General features: G+C 68.0%; 19 protein-coding genes and 2 pseudogenes. 5 read left to right on the forward strand and 16 right to left on the reverse strand.

The features are described 5' to 3' along the window. Positions 1 to 34 precede the first annotated feature (34 nt). Positions 35 to 745 (reverse strand): TenA family protein, encoded by a 711-nt coding sequence (locus IG75_RS0106510; protein ID WP_030520247.1) that lies wholly within the window; start codon positions 743 to 745, stop codon positions 35 to 37. A 292-nt stretch (positions 746 to 1,037) separates the two neighbouring features. Here IG75_RS0106510 and IG75_RS40740 point away from each other — a divergent pair, with 292 nt between their 5' ends. The 3 genes and pseudogenes from IG75_RS40740 (at position 1,038) to IG75_RS36095 (ending at position 3,010) form a co-directional block, all read left to right on the forward strand. Beyond that, positions 1,038 to 1,751 carry a VldE C-terminal domain-containing protein gene (locus IG75_RS40740; protein WP_030520248.1) on the forward strand — a complete coding sequence of 238 codons (714 nt, stop codon included), beginning with the start codon at positions 1,038 to 1,040 and terminating at the stop codon, positions 1,749 to 1,751. 91 nt (positions 1,752 to 1,842) lie between these two features. After that, on the forward strand, positions 1,843 to 2,160 hold the full coding sequence (locus tag IG75_RS0106520; protein ID WP_030520249.1) for a DUF2795 domain-containing protein: 318 nt from the start codon (positions 1,843 to 1,845) through the stop codon (positions 2,158 to 2,160). Positions 2,161 to 2,216: 56 nt separating this feature from the next. Further along, a pseudogene (locus IG75_RS36095) lies at positions 2,217 to 3,010 on the forward strand (SDR family NAD(P)-dependent oxidoreductase). Between the two features lie 158 nt (positions 3,011 to 3,168). Here the strand turns inward: IG75_RS36095 and IG75_RS0106530 are convergent. The 12 genes from IG75_RS0106530 to IG75_RS0106585 all read right to left on the reverse strand — a co-directional run bounded on the left by IG75_RS0106530 (position 3,169) and on the right by IG75_RS0106585 (position 10,931). Next, entirely contained in the window at positions 3,169 to 3,813 is a 645-nt protein-coding gene (locus IG75_RS0106530) for a LysE family translocator (protein ID WP_030520250.1), read from the reverse strand. A gap of 81 nt (positions 3,814 to 3,894) precedes the next feature. Then, on the reverse strand, positions 3,895 to 4,200 hold the full coding sequence (locus IG75_RS0106535; protein ID WP_030520251.1) for a gas vesicle protein K: 306 nt from the start codon (positions 4,198 to 4,200) through the stop codon (positions 3,895 to 3,897). Next, a complete protein-coding gene (locus tag IG75_RS0106540; protein WP_030520252.1) occupies positions 4,197 to 4,388 on the reverse strand; it encodes a gas vesicle protein in 192 nt (63 codons plus the stop codon). The genes IG75_RS0106535 and IG75_RS0106540 overlap by 4 nt, the downstream gene beginning before the upstream one ends. Beyond that, a complete protein-coding gene (locus tag IG75_RS0106545) occupies positions 4,385 to 5,173 on the reverse strand; it encodes a GvpL/GvpF family gas vesicle protein (RefSeq protein ID WP_030520253.1) in 789 nt (262 codons plus the stop codon). The genes IG75_RS0106540 and IG75_RS0106545 overlap by 4 nt, the downstream gene beginning before the upstream one ends. After that, positions 5,170 to 5,562: a gas vesicle protein GvpJ gene (gene gvpJ, locus IG75_RS0106550; protein WP_030520254.1), complete on the reverse strand. Its 393-nt coding sequence runs from the start codon at positions 5,560 to 5,562 to the stop codon at positions 5,170 to 5,172. Before gvpJ (IG75_RS0106550) ends, IG75_RS0106545 begins: the two co-directional genes overlap by 4 nt. Beyond that, entirely contained in the window at positions 5,559 to 5,888 is a 330-nt protein-coding gene (gene gvpO, locus IG75_RS0106555) for a gas vesicle protein GvpO (protein ID WP_030520255.1), read from the reverse strand. Before gvpO ends, gvpJ (IG75_RS0106550) begins: the two co-directional genes overlap by 4 nt. After that, a complete protein-coding gene (locus tag IG75_RS0106560; RefSeq protein WP_030520256.1) occupies positions 5,885 to 6,151 on the reverse strand; it encodes a gas vesicle protein GvpG in 267 nt (88 codons plus the stop codon). Before IG75_RS0106560 ends, gvpO begins: the two co-directional genes overlap by 4 nt. Positions 6,152 to 6,155: 4 nt before the next feature. Further along, positions 6,156 to 6,947, reverse strand: coding sequence for a GvpL/GvpF family gas vesicle protein (locus IG75_RS0106565; protein ID WP_030520257.1), 792 nt, complete (start codon positions 6,945 to 6,947; stop codon positions 6,156 to 6,158). Beyond that, the gene (gvpJ, locus tag IG75_RS0106570; RefSeq protein WP_030520258.1) at positions 6,947 to 7,348 is read right to left on the reverse strand and encodes a gas vesicle protein GvpJ; all 402 of its coding nucleotides are present in this window, start codon (positions 7,346 to 7,348) and stop codon (positions 6,947 to 6,949) included. Before gvpJ (IG75_RS0106570) ends, IG75_RS0106565 begins: the two co-directional genes overlap by 1 nt. Continuing rightward, positions 7,345 to 8,586, reverse strand: a complete 1,242-nt coding sequence (locus IG75_RS0106575) for an SRPBCC family protein (RefSeq protein WP_030520259.1) — start codon at positions 8,584 to 8,586, stop codon at positions 7,345 to 7,347. The genes gvpJ (IG75_RS0106570) and IG75_RS0106575 overlap by 4 nt, the downstream gene beginning before the upstream one ends. 6 nt (positions 8,587 to 8,592) lie before the next feature. Further along, positions 8,593 to 9,162: a hypothetical protein gene (locus IG75_RS0106580; protein ID WP_156060969.1), complete on the reverse strand. Its 570-nt coding sequence runs from the start codon at positions 9,160 to 9,162 to the stop codon at positions 8,593 to 8,595. A 389-nt stretch (positions 9,163 to 9,551) separates the two neighbouring features. Then, positions 9,552 to 10,931 carry a cytochrome P450 gene (locus IG75_RS0106585; protein ID WP_081876661.1) on the reverse strand — a complete coding sequence of 460 codons (1,380 nt, stop codon included), beginning with the start codon at positions 10,929 to 10,931 and terminating at the stop codon, positions 9,552 to 9,554. A gap of 101 nt (positions 10,932 to 11,032) precedes the next feature. Between IG75_RS0106585 and IG75_RS0106590 the strand changes: the two genes are divergently transcribed. After that, positions 11,033 to 11,644: a TetR/AcrR family transcriptional regulator gene (locus IG75_RS0106590; protein WP_030520262.1), complete on the forward strand. Its 612-nt coding sequence runs from the start codon at positions 11,033 to 11,035 to the stop codon at positions 11,642 to 11,644. Between the two features lie 48 nt (positions 11,645 to 11,692). Here the strand turns inward: IG75_RS0106590 and IG75_RS39795 are convergent, their stop codons facing one another. Continuing rightward, a complete protein-coding gene (locus IG75_RS39795) occupies positions 11,693 to 12,169 on the reverse strand; it encodes a hypothetical protein (protein WP_030520263.1) in 477 nt (158 codons plus the stop codon). A gap of 116 nt (positions 12,170 to 12,285) precedes the next feature. Beyond that, the gene (locus IG75_RS0106600; protein ID WP_030520264.1) at positions 12,286 to 13,272 is read right to left on the reverse strand and encodes an SDR family NAD(P)-dependent oxidoreductase; all 987 of its coding nucleotides are present in this window, start codon (positions 13,270 to 13,272) and stop codon (positions 12,286 to 12,288) included. 102 nt (positions 13,273 to 13,374) lie between these two features. Here IG75_RS0106600 and IG75_RS37200 point away from each other — a divergent pair, with 102 nt between their 5' ends. Beyond that, a complete protein-coding gene (locus IG75_RS37200; RefSeq protein ID WP_051714285.1) occupies positions 13,375 to 13,971 on the forward strand; it encodes a TetR/AcrR family transcriptional regulator in 597 nt (198 codons plus the stop codon). Between the two features lie 28 nt (positions 13,972 to 13,999). Here IG75_RS37200 and IG75_RS0106610 read toward each other — a convergent pair. Further along, positions 14,000 to 14,545: pseudogene (locus IG75_RS0106610) on the reverse strand (ABC transporter permease); the annotation flags it as partial. Positions 14,546 to 14,600: the final 55 nt, after the last annotated feature.

A 14,600-nucleotide genomic window follows, 5' to 3' on the forward strand; every position in this document is an offset into this window, starting at 1 on the left:
TCACGCTGCGCTGCCGCCTCCGGGCCTGACTCGCTCATGCGGCGGGCCAGGGCTGCGGATGCAGAGCGGTGTCCCAGAACATCAGCTCGTATCGGGTGGCCACTGTGAACGCTGTCGCCATCGCCGCACGATCCCGCTCGCTCGCCGCCTCGGCCGCCGCGTCGACGAACGACCGGGCCGCGACCGCGGACGCCTGGAACTCCGGGGCGCCGTAGGTGGACACCCACTGGGCGTACGGGTGGCCGGGGTCGGCCGCGAGGACTTCCGCCGCACTCGCGGCAAGGTCACGGCCGACCTCGGCATAGATCCAGAAACACGGCAGCGCGGCTGCCGCGCCCACGGCGTAGGACTCGGTCGCGGCGGTGGCGATGAGGTAGGAGACGTATCCCAGGCAGGCCGTGGACGGTTCCGGCTCGTCCGCCCGCGCGGGGAGCCGGCTGTCATTGAGCAGGTCGTGGTGCAGTTCCGCCTCGACGGCGACCGCTGTGGCGGCCGAACCCGCCCAGAACTGCGCGGCCTGCGCGTCGGGCGACTTGGCCGAGAGAAGGGCCAGCACCTTCGAATAACCGGCGAGATACAGCGAATCCTGCTCCACGTAGGTGCGGAACACCTCGAGTGGGAGGGTGCCGTCGCCGAGCCGGCGCAGGAATTCGAGCTCATCGATGGCACCGCGCAGATCTTTCGTCCGATCCCAGAGGTGTTCGGTGAATTTGCCGGATTCGGTGGTGTGCGCGCGTGAAGCCAAGACATTCCTTCGTCAGCATTACCTGGACAGGTTCTCGGGTATGTTCTCAGCCCCGCTTTCGCGGAGCACCCCGTGTCAGAACGAATCCGACCATAACAGTTGAGCGGCGTGCGGTGGGCGGGAGGTCGTCTCAGGTCCGGTCCACGGAGTGGCCACTCGACCGGCGGAGTTACGCGGACGTGCGCGAACAGGACTGGCCGTGACCCATGTGCGTCAGCGACCGTGACATTTCCGCGACCCTTTCGTAATCTAACGGTGATCTTGTCGTCGAGCGTTACGAGTAGCCACCATTATGCCTGGTCAACACCGCAAACCGGCCCGAGCCCGAAAGATCGCTCCGCTGGCCGGAAGCGCGATCGCGGCGACGGCGGTGATCGCACTGTCCGTAACGGCGCGCCCCGGCCCGGATGCCCAACCCGCCGCGGCCGCGGTCGAGGCGGTGGCCGTGCCCACCGCCGACCTCGACAAAAAAACTACGGAGACGCCGACGCACGCGGCGGACGCGCCGATACCGGTGGCCGGCATCGGCCGGGCCCTGGAGACGACGCCGGCCCCGCCCGGTACACCGGCACCGGCGGCCACGACGGACCGACCTCCGGAGCCCGCCCGCTACGCGAAACGGCATGCGCCGCCCCCGCCTCCTGTCATCGCGTGCTCGACCGAACTCGCCGGTGCGCGTCCACAGGTGGCGCAGGTGGGCAACCTGATCGACAAGACCTTCGGCGTCGGCGATATCGGGGGCGCCAACGGCCGCTACGACGGCGATCACGGCGCGGGTCTGGCACTCGACTTCATGACCTACGATCCGGCCCGCGGCGACGCGATCGCCGACTTCGTGCTGGCCAACAAAGAGCGCTTCGGCGTGACCTATGTGATCTGGCAGCAACGGTACAACGACGGCAGCGGCTGGTCCTATATGGAGGATCGTGGCGATCCCACCGCCAATCACTACGACCACGTTCACGTCTCGTTCGACTCGACCGCCGATATCCACGTGACCTGCTGACGCACTTCCGCGATTCGGGTTAGTGGCGGGCGGGGTGGGTATCGCGCCACCGCACACACCCGACCGTCGAGGCGAAACAAGGAGGACGACGATGGTCGCAACCGACGCGGATCGAGTCCGGGCGGCATTGTCCGCCGCTGATTTTCCGGCCGAGAAACCGGAACTGGTGCACTGCGCGACCCGGGCGCACGCCGATAACGACACGGTGCGCGCGCTCAAGGCGATTCCACCGGAGACCTACGGCAATCTGCAGGAAGTTCTGCAGTCGGTGAACCTCGAGCCGCGGCGGTCGCCGGCGGACCGGGCCGCCCAGCGGCGTACCCACCACCATCCGGGTCTGGCGGAGCAGGAGATAGAGGTTCCGCCCAACCCGATCGTCGAGGAACTCGGATACAACCGCGACAGCTGACCGGATGCCGGCGTGCCGGGTGGCATGATCCGCAGGAACCTGGGTAGCCGCCGCAGATGACCACGACACCTCCCCTCGCTCTCGTGACCGGCGCCTCGAGCGGTATCGGCCTGGAACTCGCCACCGTGTTCGCCGAACGCGGCTATGACGTGGTCATGGCCGCGGAGGATGCGGAGATCGAGACCGCGGCCGACACCGTCCGTCGCCCCGGGATCGAGGTGCGGGCGGTTCAGGCCGATCTACGCACACCGGAAGGCGTGGAGCAGGTGTATTCCGCGGCGACCCAGGACGAACGGCCGCTCGACGCGGTCGCGCTGAACGCCGGGGTCGGTCGCGGGGGAACTTCGCCGAGACCGACCTCGACGACGAACTCGATCTCATCGCGCTCAATGTGCGCTCGACGGTGCACCTGGCCAAGCTGACGCTGGGCGATATGGTGCGGCGTGACACCGGTGGACTGCTGTTCACCTCCTCGGTCGCGGCGATGATGCCCGGCGCCGGACAGGCGGTGTACCACGCGTCGAAATCGTTCATCCAGTCCTTCGCCGAGGCGCTGCGCGAGGAAGTGCGCGATACCGGGGTGACCGTGACCGCGCTGATGCCGGGACCGACCGATACGGACTTCTTCCGCCGCGCCGGCCTCCTCGAGACACCGATGGGCCGCGGACCCAAGGAGGACCCGGCGCGGGTGGCGCGACAAGGTGTGGACGCGCTGCTCCAGGACAAGCAGAAGGTCGTCGGTGGCTCGCTGGGGACCCGTGCGATGGCCACGGTTGCGCATGTCCTGCCGGATTCGGTCAAGGTCACCGCGAGCCGGGTGATGAATGCCGCGCTCCCCCACCGCTCCTGACCTGCTCTCCGGATCAGAGACCGGCCCACGACAAGGTGCTCGATTGCGGCCGCGGCCTCGGTCCCGCTGTTACCGGGCGATGAGATCGCGGGGTAGCCGGGCGGACCCGGTGTCCTGCGCTGAGGACGCAACACCGGTGAATACGCCTCACGCGATATTCAGCGACCGGAGACGCCCTGCTCCACCGCGACCGACGCGCCGAGCCCGACGATCAATGCCCCGCCCGCACCCCCGACCGCTTCCAACCTCTTCGGCGACCGCGCGAACCAGTTGCGCGCCGCGGAGGCTATCAACGCCCAGGCGCTGTCGCATATCAGCGCGATCACCAGGAATATCGAGCCCAGCACCAGCAGCTGCAGTGGCAGCGAACCCGAGGCCTGATCGGCGAAATGGGGCAGCACCGCGGCGAAGAATACGATCGCCTTCGGGTTGGTGACGCCGACGACCACGCTCTGCCGGAACACCCGGCGCCCACTCGCCGGTGCCACGGGCGCACCCAGCACCTCGCGCAGCGCCTTCCGCTCCCGGATGGCCTGGACCCCGAGATGGATCAGGTACAGCGCACCCGCCACCTTGACGATCGCCATGGCGGTGGCCGAGGCCGCCAGCACCGCGCCCAATCCCACCGCGACGAACAGCAGGGCGATCTGGACACCCAGCGAGTGGCCCAGGACCGAGATCAACGCCGCGCGGCGCCCGAGAGTGAGTGCGCGCCCGATGGTGAACAGCACGCCGGGCCCGGGAACCACGACGATGAGGGTGGCGGCGGCCACGAAGGCCAGCAGATTGGCGGCGGGAACCATCAGCGAATTCTATGCGCGGGCGGCGGGTTCGGTGCCCCGGAATCGGTGGGCCGGCGCGCGATGACCGGCAATCCGTTCCGCTCACCTGCCGGAGGGGTTCTCCGGAAGTAGCGGACCGAGCGGGCCGAGGTCGATATTGAGGTCTTCGGGGGTGAGGCCGAAATGCTCACGCAGCTCGTCCATTCGCTGCTCGAGGAGCATCAGGGTGGTGCCGATGCGCTCGACCTGATCCTCGCTCAGATCGCCGGCGTCGACCCGCCGCAGGGCCTGCCGTTCCATCAACTGACGCAGCAGTTCCACCAGGGTGAGGACGAGCGTGACCAGGCCGCGTTCCACCGATTCGGGATCGGTGTCGATACGCGGTGAGATACCGTCGAATTCGGTCATCCGGGTGGCTCCTGTGTGGGCCCGTACAGCGTGCTGACCGAAGAGATCAGCGCCCGCAACGAGATCTGCACCAGATCGACATCGGCGATGGCGAGCTTGATATCGCCGGTGACCACGACACCACCCGCCAGCACCCGGTCCAGCAGGTCGACCAGTGCGATGCGGCGCTCGCTGTCGACGCTGTTCACCGCGGCTCGCGTTCCACACCCGCGAACGAATACGGAGGCCACGGGCCGGTGAGTTCGAGCCGGATACCGGGGAATTCGGCTGCGAGCGCGTCGACGGCCGCGGCGAAATCCCCGGCGCGTTCGTCGTCGACCAGGTAGGTCCCGTTCAGCACCATCCAATCGCTGCGACCACTCAGCGCGGGATCGGTGGTCGGCTGCCGGCGACCGGCCGCGGCGCGACGGCTCAACCGGATATGGACGGCCTCCGCACGCTGGGCCGCATCGTGTTCCACGGTCTCCTGAGCAGACAGCTGAGCGCGGCGCCGGGCCAGATAGGCGGCGCCCGCGCCTTTCGCGGTGTCTTCGGCGCGGGCCTCGGCCACGGCCGCGGTCAGTGCGGCCCGATCTCCGTAGACCTTCACACCCCATTCGGTGCGCCCGCTGACCAGGACCAGCGCCGCCTCCAGATCCGCCTGCCTTTCCCGCAGCAGCTCCCGCACCCGCTCGTCGTCGAGAAAGACGGTCGCCAGCCGCAACGGCGCCGACGGGGCCCGGCGCACCGCGGCGGATACCACCACATCGTGGGCGCGGGCCGTGGCGGCCAGCCAGTCCAGATCTTCCAGGTTCCGGCTCAGCGGCTGCGCCCCGAACACGTCGAGCGGTACCGAACCCACGAGCGCGGCGAGCGGCTCGGAGATCACGACCCGGACCGGCTCACCGGCCACGCCGGTGAGCCCGTCGAACCCCGCGGCGGCATCCGCGGCCGCCGTCACCGCATACAGCCAGACACCGGTCCCGCCGGTCACGGCGGATCGCTCTCCCGCGATTCGCGCCGCTCTTCGACGGCTTCGCGCCGGTTTCGGCCGGCTTCGAGTTCGGCGATCCGATCCCGTAACTCGCGGTTCTCCAGTTCGAGATCACGATCCTGCCGCTCGAGCGTACGAGCCTTGCTGTTGAGCCACGGGTCGGTCTCCCACCAGTCGATACCCACGGCCTTGGCGGTCTCCAGGGACGCGACCACCAGTCGCAGTTTGATGGTGAGCAATTCGATATCGAGCAGGTTCACCTGGATATCGCCCGCGATGACCAGCCCTTTGTCGAGGACCCGTTCGAGAATATCGGCGAGGTTGGTCGATTGGTGCCCGCCGCCGTAGGGCTGCGGCTCATAGGACCCACCGCCTCCGACCACCGTCATCGCCGGCCTCTTCCGCCGATCTCGGTGCTACCGCGCGCGTAGCGCGCGGTTCTGCGGTAGGCCAGCAGATTCCCGTCGAAGTCGATCTCCACTTCGTAGAGCGCGAGCATATCCGCCGACGAGGGGATGCGGTGGTCCTCGAGCACCTCGATCTCGACCAGCCTGCCGTCGTCGAGCGGCTCCATCGAGGTCACTCCCTCCACCGATTTCGACGTCAGCTCCCGCAGGTGTTCGATCGCCGCCGCCGCGGCCTCCCTGGCGGTGAGAGGGTGGTCCGGCTCCGGATCGACATCCGCGGCGTCGTCGGTGGTCGACCTGCGGCTCATGGTGGCTGCCTCCGCTCACCGGCAGGCGGGAGCCCTCCGCCAGGACGCCTGATCCGGGAGAGAACCTCCCGCAACGCCCGGTCCCGCTCGTCCTCGGAGATGTCGCCGGCCGCGGCGGCTTCTTCGATCTCCTCGATATCGCGCCGGACGGCGGCCGGACTGCGCCACTGCTGATCGACCTGCTCCTGGATCACTTCACCCAGCCAGATCACCCCGCGGACCGGAGCCAGCGGCAACAGGACGATCGACGACAGCAGTCCCATGTCCTCACCCCGGGGTTTCGCCGACGGTGACGAAATCATAGGGCGCCATCGGGCCGAGCAGGTTCAGCCGGACCCGTCCGTCCCATTCCTCACCGAGTTCGGTCAGCGCTTGCAGCAGATCGTCCTCCCGGGACAGGTCGAGCAGCACGGCGAGGTGCACCGCCTCCTCTTCGTGTGTGGGCTGACGTTCCCGGACGGTCGGATCGAGATCGCGCAGGGCCGCCGCCACCCGGCGGGTGTCCGCGGCGCGTTTGGCCTCGATCTCTCGATTGATGATCTCGCCCAGCTCGATTCGCGCGTTCCGGGTGGCGTCTTCGGGTTTGTCGCGGATCTCCGCGCGCAATCGTGCCGCGTCGGCGTTCTCGTCCAGGATCTCCTGGAGCACCGTGTTCTCGGTGTAGCGTCCTCGGATCACGTACTGGGCGCGGCCTTCCAGATCGTCCAGCGCGCTGCGGAACTGATCGTGGTTGGGAGCGAGCAGCTCCTTTTCCACCGCTTCGGTATCGGTGACGACACCGCCGAACTGCAGCGGCAGCACCGGGGCGACAGCGGCTGTCCCGTCCAGCAGGCGCGCGTGCGCGGTGAGATCGTCGGGCATGCCCAGCGGGCGGTCGAGTGTTACCTCACTGACCAGGGCGGCGATATCGCCGTGCCGGACGACGGCGATCTCGGCGGGTGGGTCACCGACGCCCTGGGCGTGCGGTTCCGGCTCCACATCGGCGGTCACGATGCCGTAGACGTACACCCCGGTCCGCTGGTCGCGATCGCTTTCGGTGGTGGTGCTCGCGGTGGACATCAGCGCTCCCCTCGTTTGCCGGCCCGGGAGGTCTGGCGCTGGTCCTGCACGTCCCCGAGAAAGTCCTGCACCTTTTTCCCCGCCGCTTCGATGGCTCCTTTCGTCTTGTGCTCGGCCGCACCCTCGGTGACATCGCCCACGAGGTCGGTGAGTCCCTTGGGCTCGTTACTGGAGATCTCCAAACGGTTGACGGCTTCGGCGAAACGCAGATATGTGTCGACGCTGGCGACCACCACGCGGGCGTCGATGGTCACCAGTTCGATACCGACCAGCGAGACCCGGACGAACGCGTCGACGACCAGTCCTTTGTCGAGGATGGTGTCGACGACCTCGGCCAGGCCGGATGAATTCGGACGGGCGACTGCGCCACTACCACCGCCACCCGCGGGTTCTATGGTCATGTCCTCGCTCCTCGCTGTGTGCGGGAACGGCGCGGTGTGGCGGCACGACGGTCGGTACGCGCGCGACGCGACGGCCGGGCCTCGCGGTCCTCGTCTTCCGTGCTGTCCTCGGCCTCTTCGTCGTCGGGGCCGCCCTCCTCCGCTCCGCGCTCTTCGTCCTCGTCCTCGTCCGCCTCTTCTTCGTCTGCCTCTTCGTCCTCTTCGTCCTCATCCGTGGGTTCCTCATCCGCGGCGCCTTCGTCCTCCGCGCCCTCGCCTTCTCCCTCCGTGTCCTCGCCCTCGGCCTCCTCCTGCTCCCGGCGTCGCGCGCTCTCGTCGTCCTCGACCACCTCGCCGTCACGGATCTCCCCGTGCCAGCCCACGATGTCGTCGGGGCGCAATACCGCCTCGGTCATGACGTAGCGCTCGAAATGCTTGAGTTCCAGACGGCATCGGCGCCCGGCCGCGCGCCAGATATTGGCGGTCTTCTCGAACAAGCCCTGCGGGTGATATTCCAGAACCACCAGAACCCGGGTGAAGTGCGGGCCCAGTTCGTGGAAGGTGACCGCGCCGTCGATATAGCCTTTGGCCCCTTTGGATCGCCAGATGATCCGCTCGAACGGCACCTGTTCGAGGATCGTGGACTCCCAGGTCCGCCGCGACCAGAACACGCGCCCGGTCCAGGAGAGTTTCTCATCGGATACCTGTTCGACCTGTTCGAGCTTCTTCGTGAACTTGGGGAATTCGGCGAACTGGGTCCACTGGTCGTAGACGAGTTCGACCTCGGCACCGATATCGATGTGCTCGACGATATTGGCCAGTTTGAGTTTCTTCCCCTTGCCGCCCTTGCCGCCTCCGCCGGTGATTGCGTCCTTGGCAGAGGACACTGTGTCCTTGACCGACTTTCCGAGTTTGCTCACTCCCGCGCTCATGGCCGCTCGCATCGGGGAAGCGCCCTCGGAGAGCTTCTCGACTCCCGTCAGCGCCGCGAGCAGATTGCCGCCACCCTGGCCCTCGGCATATTCGTTCAGCCGACCGGCCGCACCCGACACTCCGCCGGACAGGCTGGAGACGGCACGTTGGGCGAGGGTTCCGGCGAGATTCTGCACCGACTGCCGGAGCAGATCGCCGGGACTTCCCTGTTCCGCGGTCTTCCGGGCCGTCGAACCGGCCGATTTCGCGGCCCCGGTCGCCCGGCCGGCGGTACCGGTGGCCGCTTTGCCGACGCCCGAGGCGGTATCACGCAGTACTTTTGCCATACCTGGTCACCGCCTCGTCCGCCGCACGGGCGCTTTGTCGGTATCGGCTCCGGCGCGCCGTCGACGCGACGCGGTGGTGCCGCTCTCTCCGGAGTCGGACGACCGGGTCGAGGTGCGAGTGCCGGACCGGGAGGACTTGGTCGCGGTCGTCCGGCGGGCACGCGGCCGGGGTGCGGGTTCTTCGGCTTCTTCTTCGTCCGGGGTTTCGTCGGCCGTCTCGTCCGCCGCGTTCGGCTCGGGCTCGGTGTCCTCCTCCGTCGCGGCGGGCCGCCCGCGGCCACCGCCGTCCTCGTCCTCGTCCTCGTCCTCGGTCGGTACGGGTGATTGCAGCCGATCGTTCAGCGCGTCGAGGCGGTTGCTCGCCGCGGTCACGGCCGCCGACCGCACCGCCCCCAGCAGCTCACCCCGCACGGTATCGGTGATCTTGGTCAGCTCCTTGGTGCCACCCAGCGTCGATGTGCCGCGTTCGAGTAGCTCACCGGCGAGCCCTGTGGATCGTTTGGACATCGCCGCGCCCGCCAGTCCCATCGCCCAGCGCATTTTGCGGGTACGACCCAGGAAATATCCGATTCCCACCCCTAACGCAATTCTTGCTCCGCCTTTCATGCTTACTCCTCGCCGCCTCGGGTACCGCTACACCTGACGACGGGAGCGGCCGAGACCAGAGACCCCAGAAATGGGACAGACCCACGTTACGGTGGACGATATCCAGCGTATTCCTGGTTACCCATATGGTCGATAGGCTTCTAGGGCAAGAAACGAACACGGCGGCGAACCGGCGAGACCCCGCAGCGACCCTTCGCCGGCGCATGCTCGGGTGGTCGGGCACAACCGGCCCCGATCCGCTCCACCATGCGCCGCCGGGAAAACCCGTATTCGCGGAGAGCGCAGACCCGCGGTCCCGGCGGCGAGTCCGCGGTGAGACTTCCGCCGAGAACTACGCCGGGCGGCGGACCGCCGGCGGTTCAGTTACGGATCAAGGTGATCGGCAGGCCGTCCTTGGGGAACGGTAGTGAGTGGTAGTCCATCGGCGGCACGTAGCCGGGATCGACGGTCCAGTGGTATTCGCGCAGCAACCTGTGCATGATCGCCTTCACCTCCAGACCCCCGAAATACATTCCGATGCATTTGTGTACACCGCCGCCGAACGGTTCCCATGCGAAGCGGTGCGATTTGTCCTCGCGGCGTTCGGGACCGAACCGGTCGGGGTCGAAGGACAGCGGATCGGTCCAGTAGTCCGCCATGAGATGGGTGAACTGGATACCCACGATGACGTCGGTACCGGCGGGGATACGAACGCCTTCGACCACGGTGTCCTTCACCGCGTACCGGACCAGCACCGGGACCGGAGCCCGCAGGCGCAGCGCCTCCCGCATCACCAGATCGATCGAGACCAGCTTGTCCAGCTCGGCCATCGAGGGCGCCGGCCCGAGCGCGAGCGCTTCGGCCCGGCAACGCTCCTGCCAGTCCGGATGCTGCCCGAGATACTGCAGGATGGTGGAAGTGGTGATGGTGGAGGTGTCGTGGGCCGCCATCATCAGGAAGATCATATGGTTGACCACGTCGTCGTCGCCGAACCGCTCGCCGTCCTCGTTCTCGACGTGGCAGAGCACCGAGAAGATATCGTCGGTCTGCCGGGCGCGTTTGGCGGGCAGGTAGTGGCGGAGGAAGTCCTCGAGCACTTTACGGCCGCGATAGGCCCGGCCCCACCGGGTGAACGGCGCGTTGATCCGGACGATCCCGGCCGCGGCCTGCACACAGGCGATGAACGCCTTGTTGATCCGGTCCATCTCGGCCTGCCCGGTGTCCTGCACACCGCCCATGAACAAATCCGCGGCGATATCCAGGGTGAGTTGCTTGAGTTTCCAGTACGACGGGAACTCGGTGCCTTCCTCCCACGCCGCCACACCCTGTTCGATGGCCGGGTGCAGGCGCTGGGTGTAGGCCTCGAGGCGGGTTCTCGTGAAGGCCTCCTGCATGATCCGCCGGTGCGCCAGGTGTTCCTCGAAGTCGATGAGCATGAGACCGCGGTGGAAGAACGGGCCGACAAGTTCGGACCAGGCCGGCTCGTTGGCGAACGCTTTGTCCTTGTTCTGTAGTGCCGCGCCGCACGCGTCGGGCCCGAGCAGCATCACCGCGTTCTTGCCGAGCGCGCGGAACGGCGCGACCGGGCCGTAACGCTCCCAGCGGCCGCGGCACAGCGCGACCGGATCCTTGGCGTACTCCAGCACCTGCCCGAGCAGGGGTAATCCGCGGTCGTCGCGGTGCTGTACCGGGATCGGCCGCGTGGCCGCCGGCCCCGTCGTAGCGGCTTCCTCGCGTGGCTCCAGGGCCTCGGCCTTCATCTACTCACCTCGTGCTGGTGTGGCGGTGGTCACGTCCAGCCTGATTCAGGAAGGGCATCCTGTCAACCTTGGTTCGCCGTGTCCTGTGGCATGCTGAGGACGTGGCCGTGCAATCGGGGGTCTACCGGGGCGTCAGCGCGGCCGATCGCGCCGCCGAACGCCGCGCCCGGCTGCTCGAAGCGGGTCTGACCGTATGGGCGGACCCGGACACGCGGACCACGATGACCGCCGTCTGCGCCGCGGCGGGACTGAGCGAGCGCTACTTCTACGAGAGCTTCTCCGGGCTCGACGCCTTGCTCGAAGCGGTGATGGACGGGATCGCGGCGGAGATCGAGGAGATCAGCCGCCGGGCCGCCGAGCACGCCGGCACGGACCCGGCCGCGCGCGCCCGGGCCTCGATCCGCGCCTTCGTCCAACAGCTGCTCGACGATCCACGCAAAGGCCGGGTCGCCATCGTGGAGTCGGTCGCGGTACCGAAATTGCGCCGGCGCCGCACCGAACTCCTGCGCCACCTCGCCCATCAGTCGGCGCTGGAGGCGCGGGAATTCTTCGGCCCGCGCGACCGCAGCGAAAACGCCGACGAAACCGCCGGCCTGCTCTTCGTCGGCGGTATGGCCGAACTCGTCACCGCCTGGCTCGACGGCACCCTGCGGGCGTCCGCGGACGAGATCGTCGATGCGGCCGCACGCGCCCTGGTCGGCCTCTACCGCTGACCACCCGCACACACCGCCCATCCGCCGCCTGCCGCACCCGCGGGGGTATCAGGCTGCGGCAGCCCGCTGATCCGACGCGCCCGCGGAGCGCGCGTTCCGATAGGGCAGAACGAACTGGTACAGCCCGGAGAAGAAGAGCAGCGCGAGCGGGATCAGTGGGAGATAGGACACCCAGACCACGGGCTCCGGAACCGCGAGTGCAACAAAGGTGGCCAGCACGGTCGCCATGAACGCGACGGCCGACCAGCGGTGCAACTGCCGGACCCGGCTCCCGGACGGACGGGTGGGCGACTGCACCGACCGCGGCGTGATACCCGCCGGTTCCCCATCCCGCCGGAGCGTGACGAGGTACCGGGCGTACAAGTAGATACCAGAGAAGAAGAGAAGAGCCAGTGGGGGAAGTGGCAGATAGGACACCCACTGCGGTCCCTGGAGTGCCAACACCACCACGGTGACCACCAGGGCCGCCGTGAAGATTATCGCCAGCATCCGGTGCGCCCGCCGAAGCCACCCGTTCCAGTTCATCGCGTCCTCCTCGGATAATTCGCGTTCCCGGCGAGCTGCCGCGCGAATGTCGATGCGGATGACGTTATTGCGATGCCTTCGACCAGCGCTTCTCGATTCCTGATCACTTCCCGGTGCTATCCGGCCGGGATCGCGCCGTCGAGCTGCGCGGCGACCAGCGCCTCCAGCTGCGCGCGACCGGCGGTGCCGAGGGCACCACCGAGCGCGTCGGCGAGCCGCTCGAACGGATCCTCCAGTGGTAGCGCCGTCAAGGCCGCCGCGAGCTCCGGGATGGTCCACAGCGAGTCCCGGTCGACCTGCTCACCGCGACTCCAGCCGTGGTTCACCGCGACCGAACCACCACGGACCGAGAGAATCTGACCGGTCAGCGGACAGTCGCCCGCGACCAGGTAGCCGACCACCGGAGCAATGACCATCGGGTTTTTCGGATCGAAAGTATCCGGAGCCGATGTTTCGGCCATGGTCGGCACCGATTCGGTCAGCCGGGTGCGCACCATGGACGGGCTGACACAGTTGACGCGTACACCGAGTCGTCGTAGTTCGAGGGCGTGCACTGTCGTCATCGCCGCGACTCCGGCATTGGCCGCGGCGTAGTTCGTCTGCGTGGGCAGCGGATTCAGCAGTCCGGACCCCGAGGCGGTATTAACCAGGGACCGGTCGAGACGGTCCCCGGCGGCGAATCGGTCGCGCCAGTAGGCGGCCGCATGCCGGCTCACCGCGAAGGTCCCCTTGAGCTTCACCGCGACCACCTCGTCGAATTCTTTCTCGGTGAACCGGTCCACCGGCCGGTTGGCCTCGATCGCCGCATTGTTCACCACGGCATGCAGGTCACCGAATTCCGATACGGCCCGCGCGATCATGGCTTCCGCGTCGGCCCAGTCACAAACACTTCCCGTATCGGCGACCGCGCGTCCACCGCGGGCCCGAATCTCCGCTACCACGGCCGCGGCCACGGATTCGTCCCCGCCGGTCCCGTCGATATCGACTCCCAGGTCGTTGACCACCACATTCGCTCCCGCGGCCGCCAGGTACAGGGCCTCGGCCCGTCCGATACCGCGTCCCGCTCCGGTTACCAGCACAGTCCGGCCACCCAGTTCGCTCATCGCTTCCTCCCACATTCACACCGGGCTCCCACCCGAGCCCTTTTCTGCATTAGTGCAATTATGCACTAATGCATCGACCGGCGCAGAGGCTAGGCTGCTTCGGTGGGCGAGACGACAGGGCTACGAGACCGGAAACGTGCGGAGACCCGCGCGGCCATCATTCGCGCGGCAACGGACCTGTTCCTCGACCGCGGTTTCACCGCGACCTCGGCGACCGATATAGCGAACGCGGCCGGTATTTCGCGCCGCACGTTCTTCCACTACTTTCCCGCAAAAGAAGATGTCCTCTTCCATCACCTCGAAGGACATATCCGGGCCGCACTCGACGCACTCGACCGCTTGGATCCCGGCGCCGGCCCGTGGGAGTCCGTACAGGCCGCCGCAGCCGCGCTGGTCGATGCCTTCGACGGCGCCACGGACCGCTCGGACGAACTGGCCGATGTGCGTGCCGAAGTCATGGGCGGCGCCCGCGGGATTCCCTCGTCTCTCATGTCGCGGCTGCAATCCGCGCACACCGTGCTCCTCGAATCGCTGCAGAACCGATTCGCCGACCGGTCGCTGTGGCCCGTCCTCGCCACCCACCTCGGCGCCTGCCTGGGAGCCGCGGTCGCGGCCGCGGTCACCGCGGCGCCTGCCGAACGAGTGACCACCATGCGGGCTGCGATCCGTAGCGCCGGAGCCGGATTCGCCGACCGATGACCCGCGGCCGGTGCTCCCGCGACAACGGTCAGCGGCGGTCGAGTACCACCCGGGAGAGCGTGTCGAGTGCGTAGCCGATGACGCCGATCACCACGATCACCGCCATCACCTGGTCGTAGGCGAGCTGGTCACGGGCGTTGAGGATCTGGTAGCCCAGCCCGGAACGGACACCGAGCATCTCGGCGGGTACCAGCACCACCCAGGCGATACCCAGTCCGATCCGGAGACCGGTCTGCACCTGGGCGCGGACCGCGGGCAGGATGACGGCGGTGAGCTGCTCCCGGCGCGACGCGCCGAAGGACCGCGCCACCAGCAGCAGCCCGGGGTCGATCGCCCGTACCCCCGCCGCCGTATTGAGCACGATCGGCCACACCGAGGCCGCGGCGACGAGGAAGATCACCGGCTGGTTCCCGATACCGAACAGCGCCACCGCGATCGGCGCCCAGGACAGCGGGGAGATCATGCGCAGGAACTGCACGACCGGCGCGACCGCCTGTTCGGTGACCGCGTGCAACCCCAGCAGCAGTCCGAGCGGGATACCGACGGTGACCGCGATCAGCAGGCCGACCAGCAGACCATATCCGAGGGACTCATCACGACCAGTTGCACCGTGTTCGCCGAACGGTCGG

The organism is Nocardia rhamnosiphila NBRC 108938 (genome assembly GCF_000720425.1).
Lineage (GTDB): Bacteria > Actinomycetota > Actinomycetes > Mycobacteriales > Mycobacteriaceae > Nocardia > Nocardia rhamnosiphila.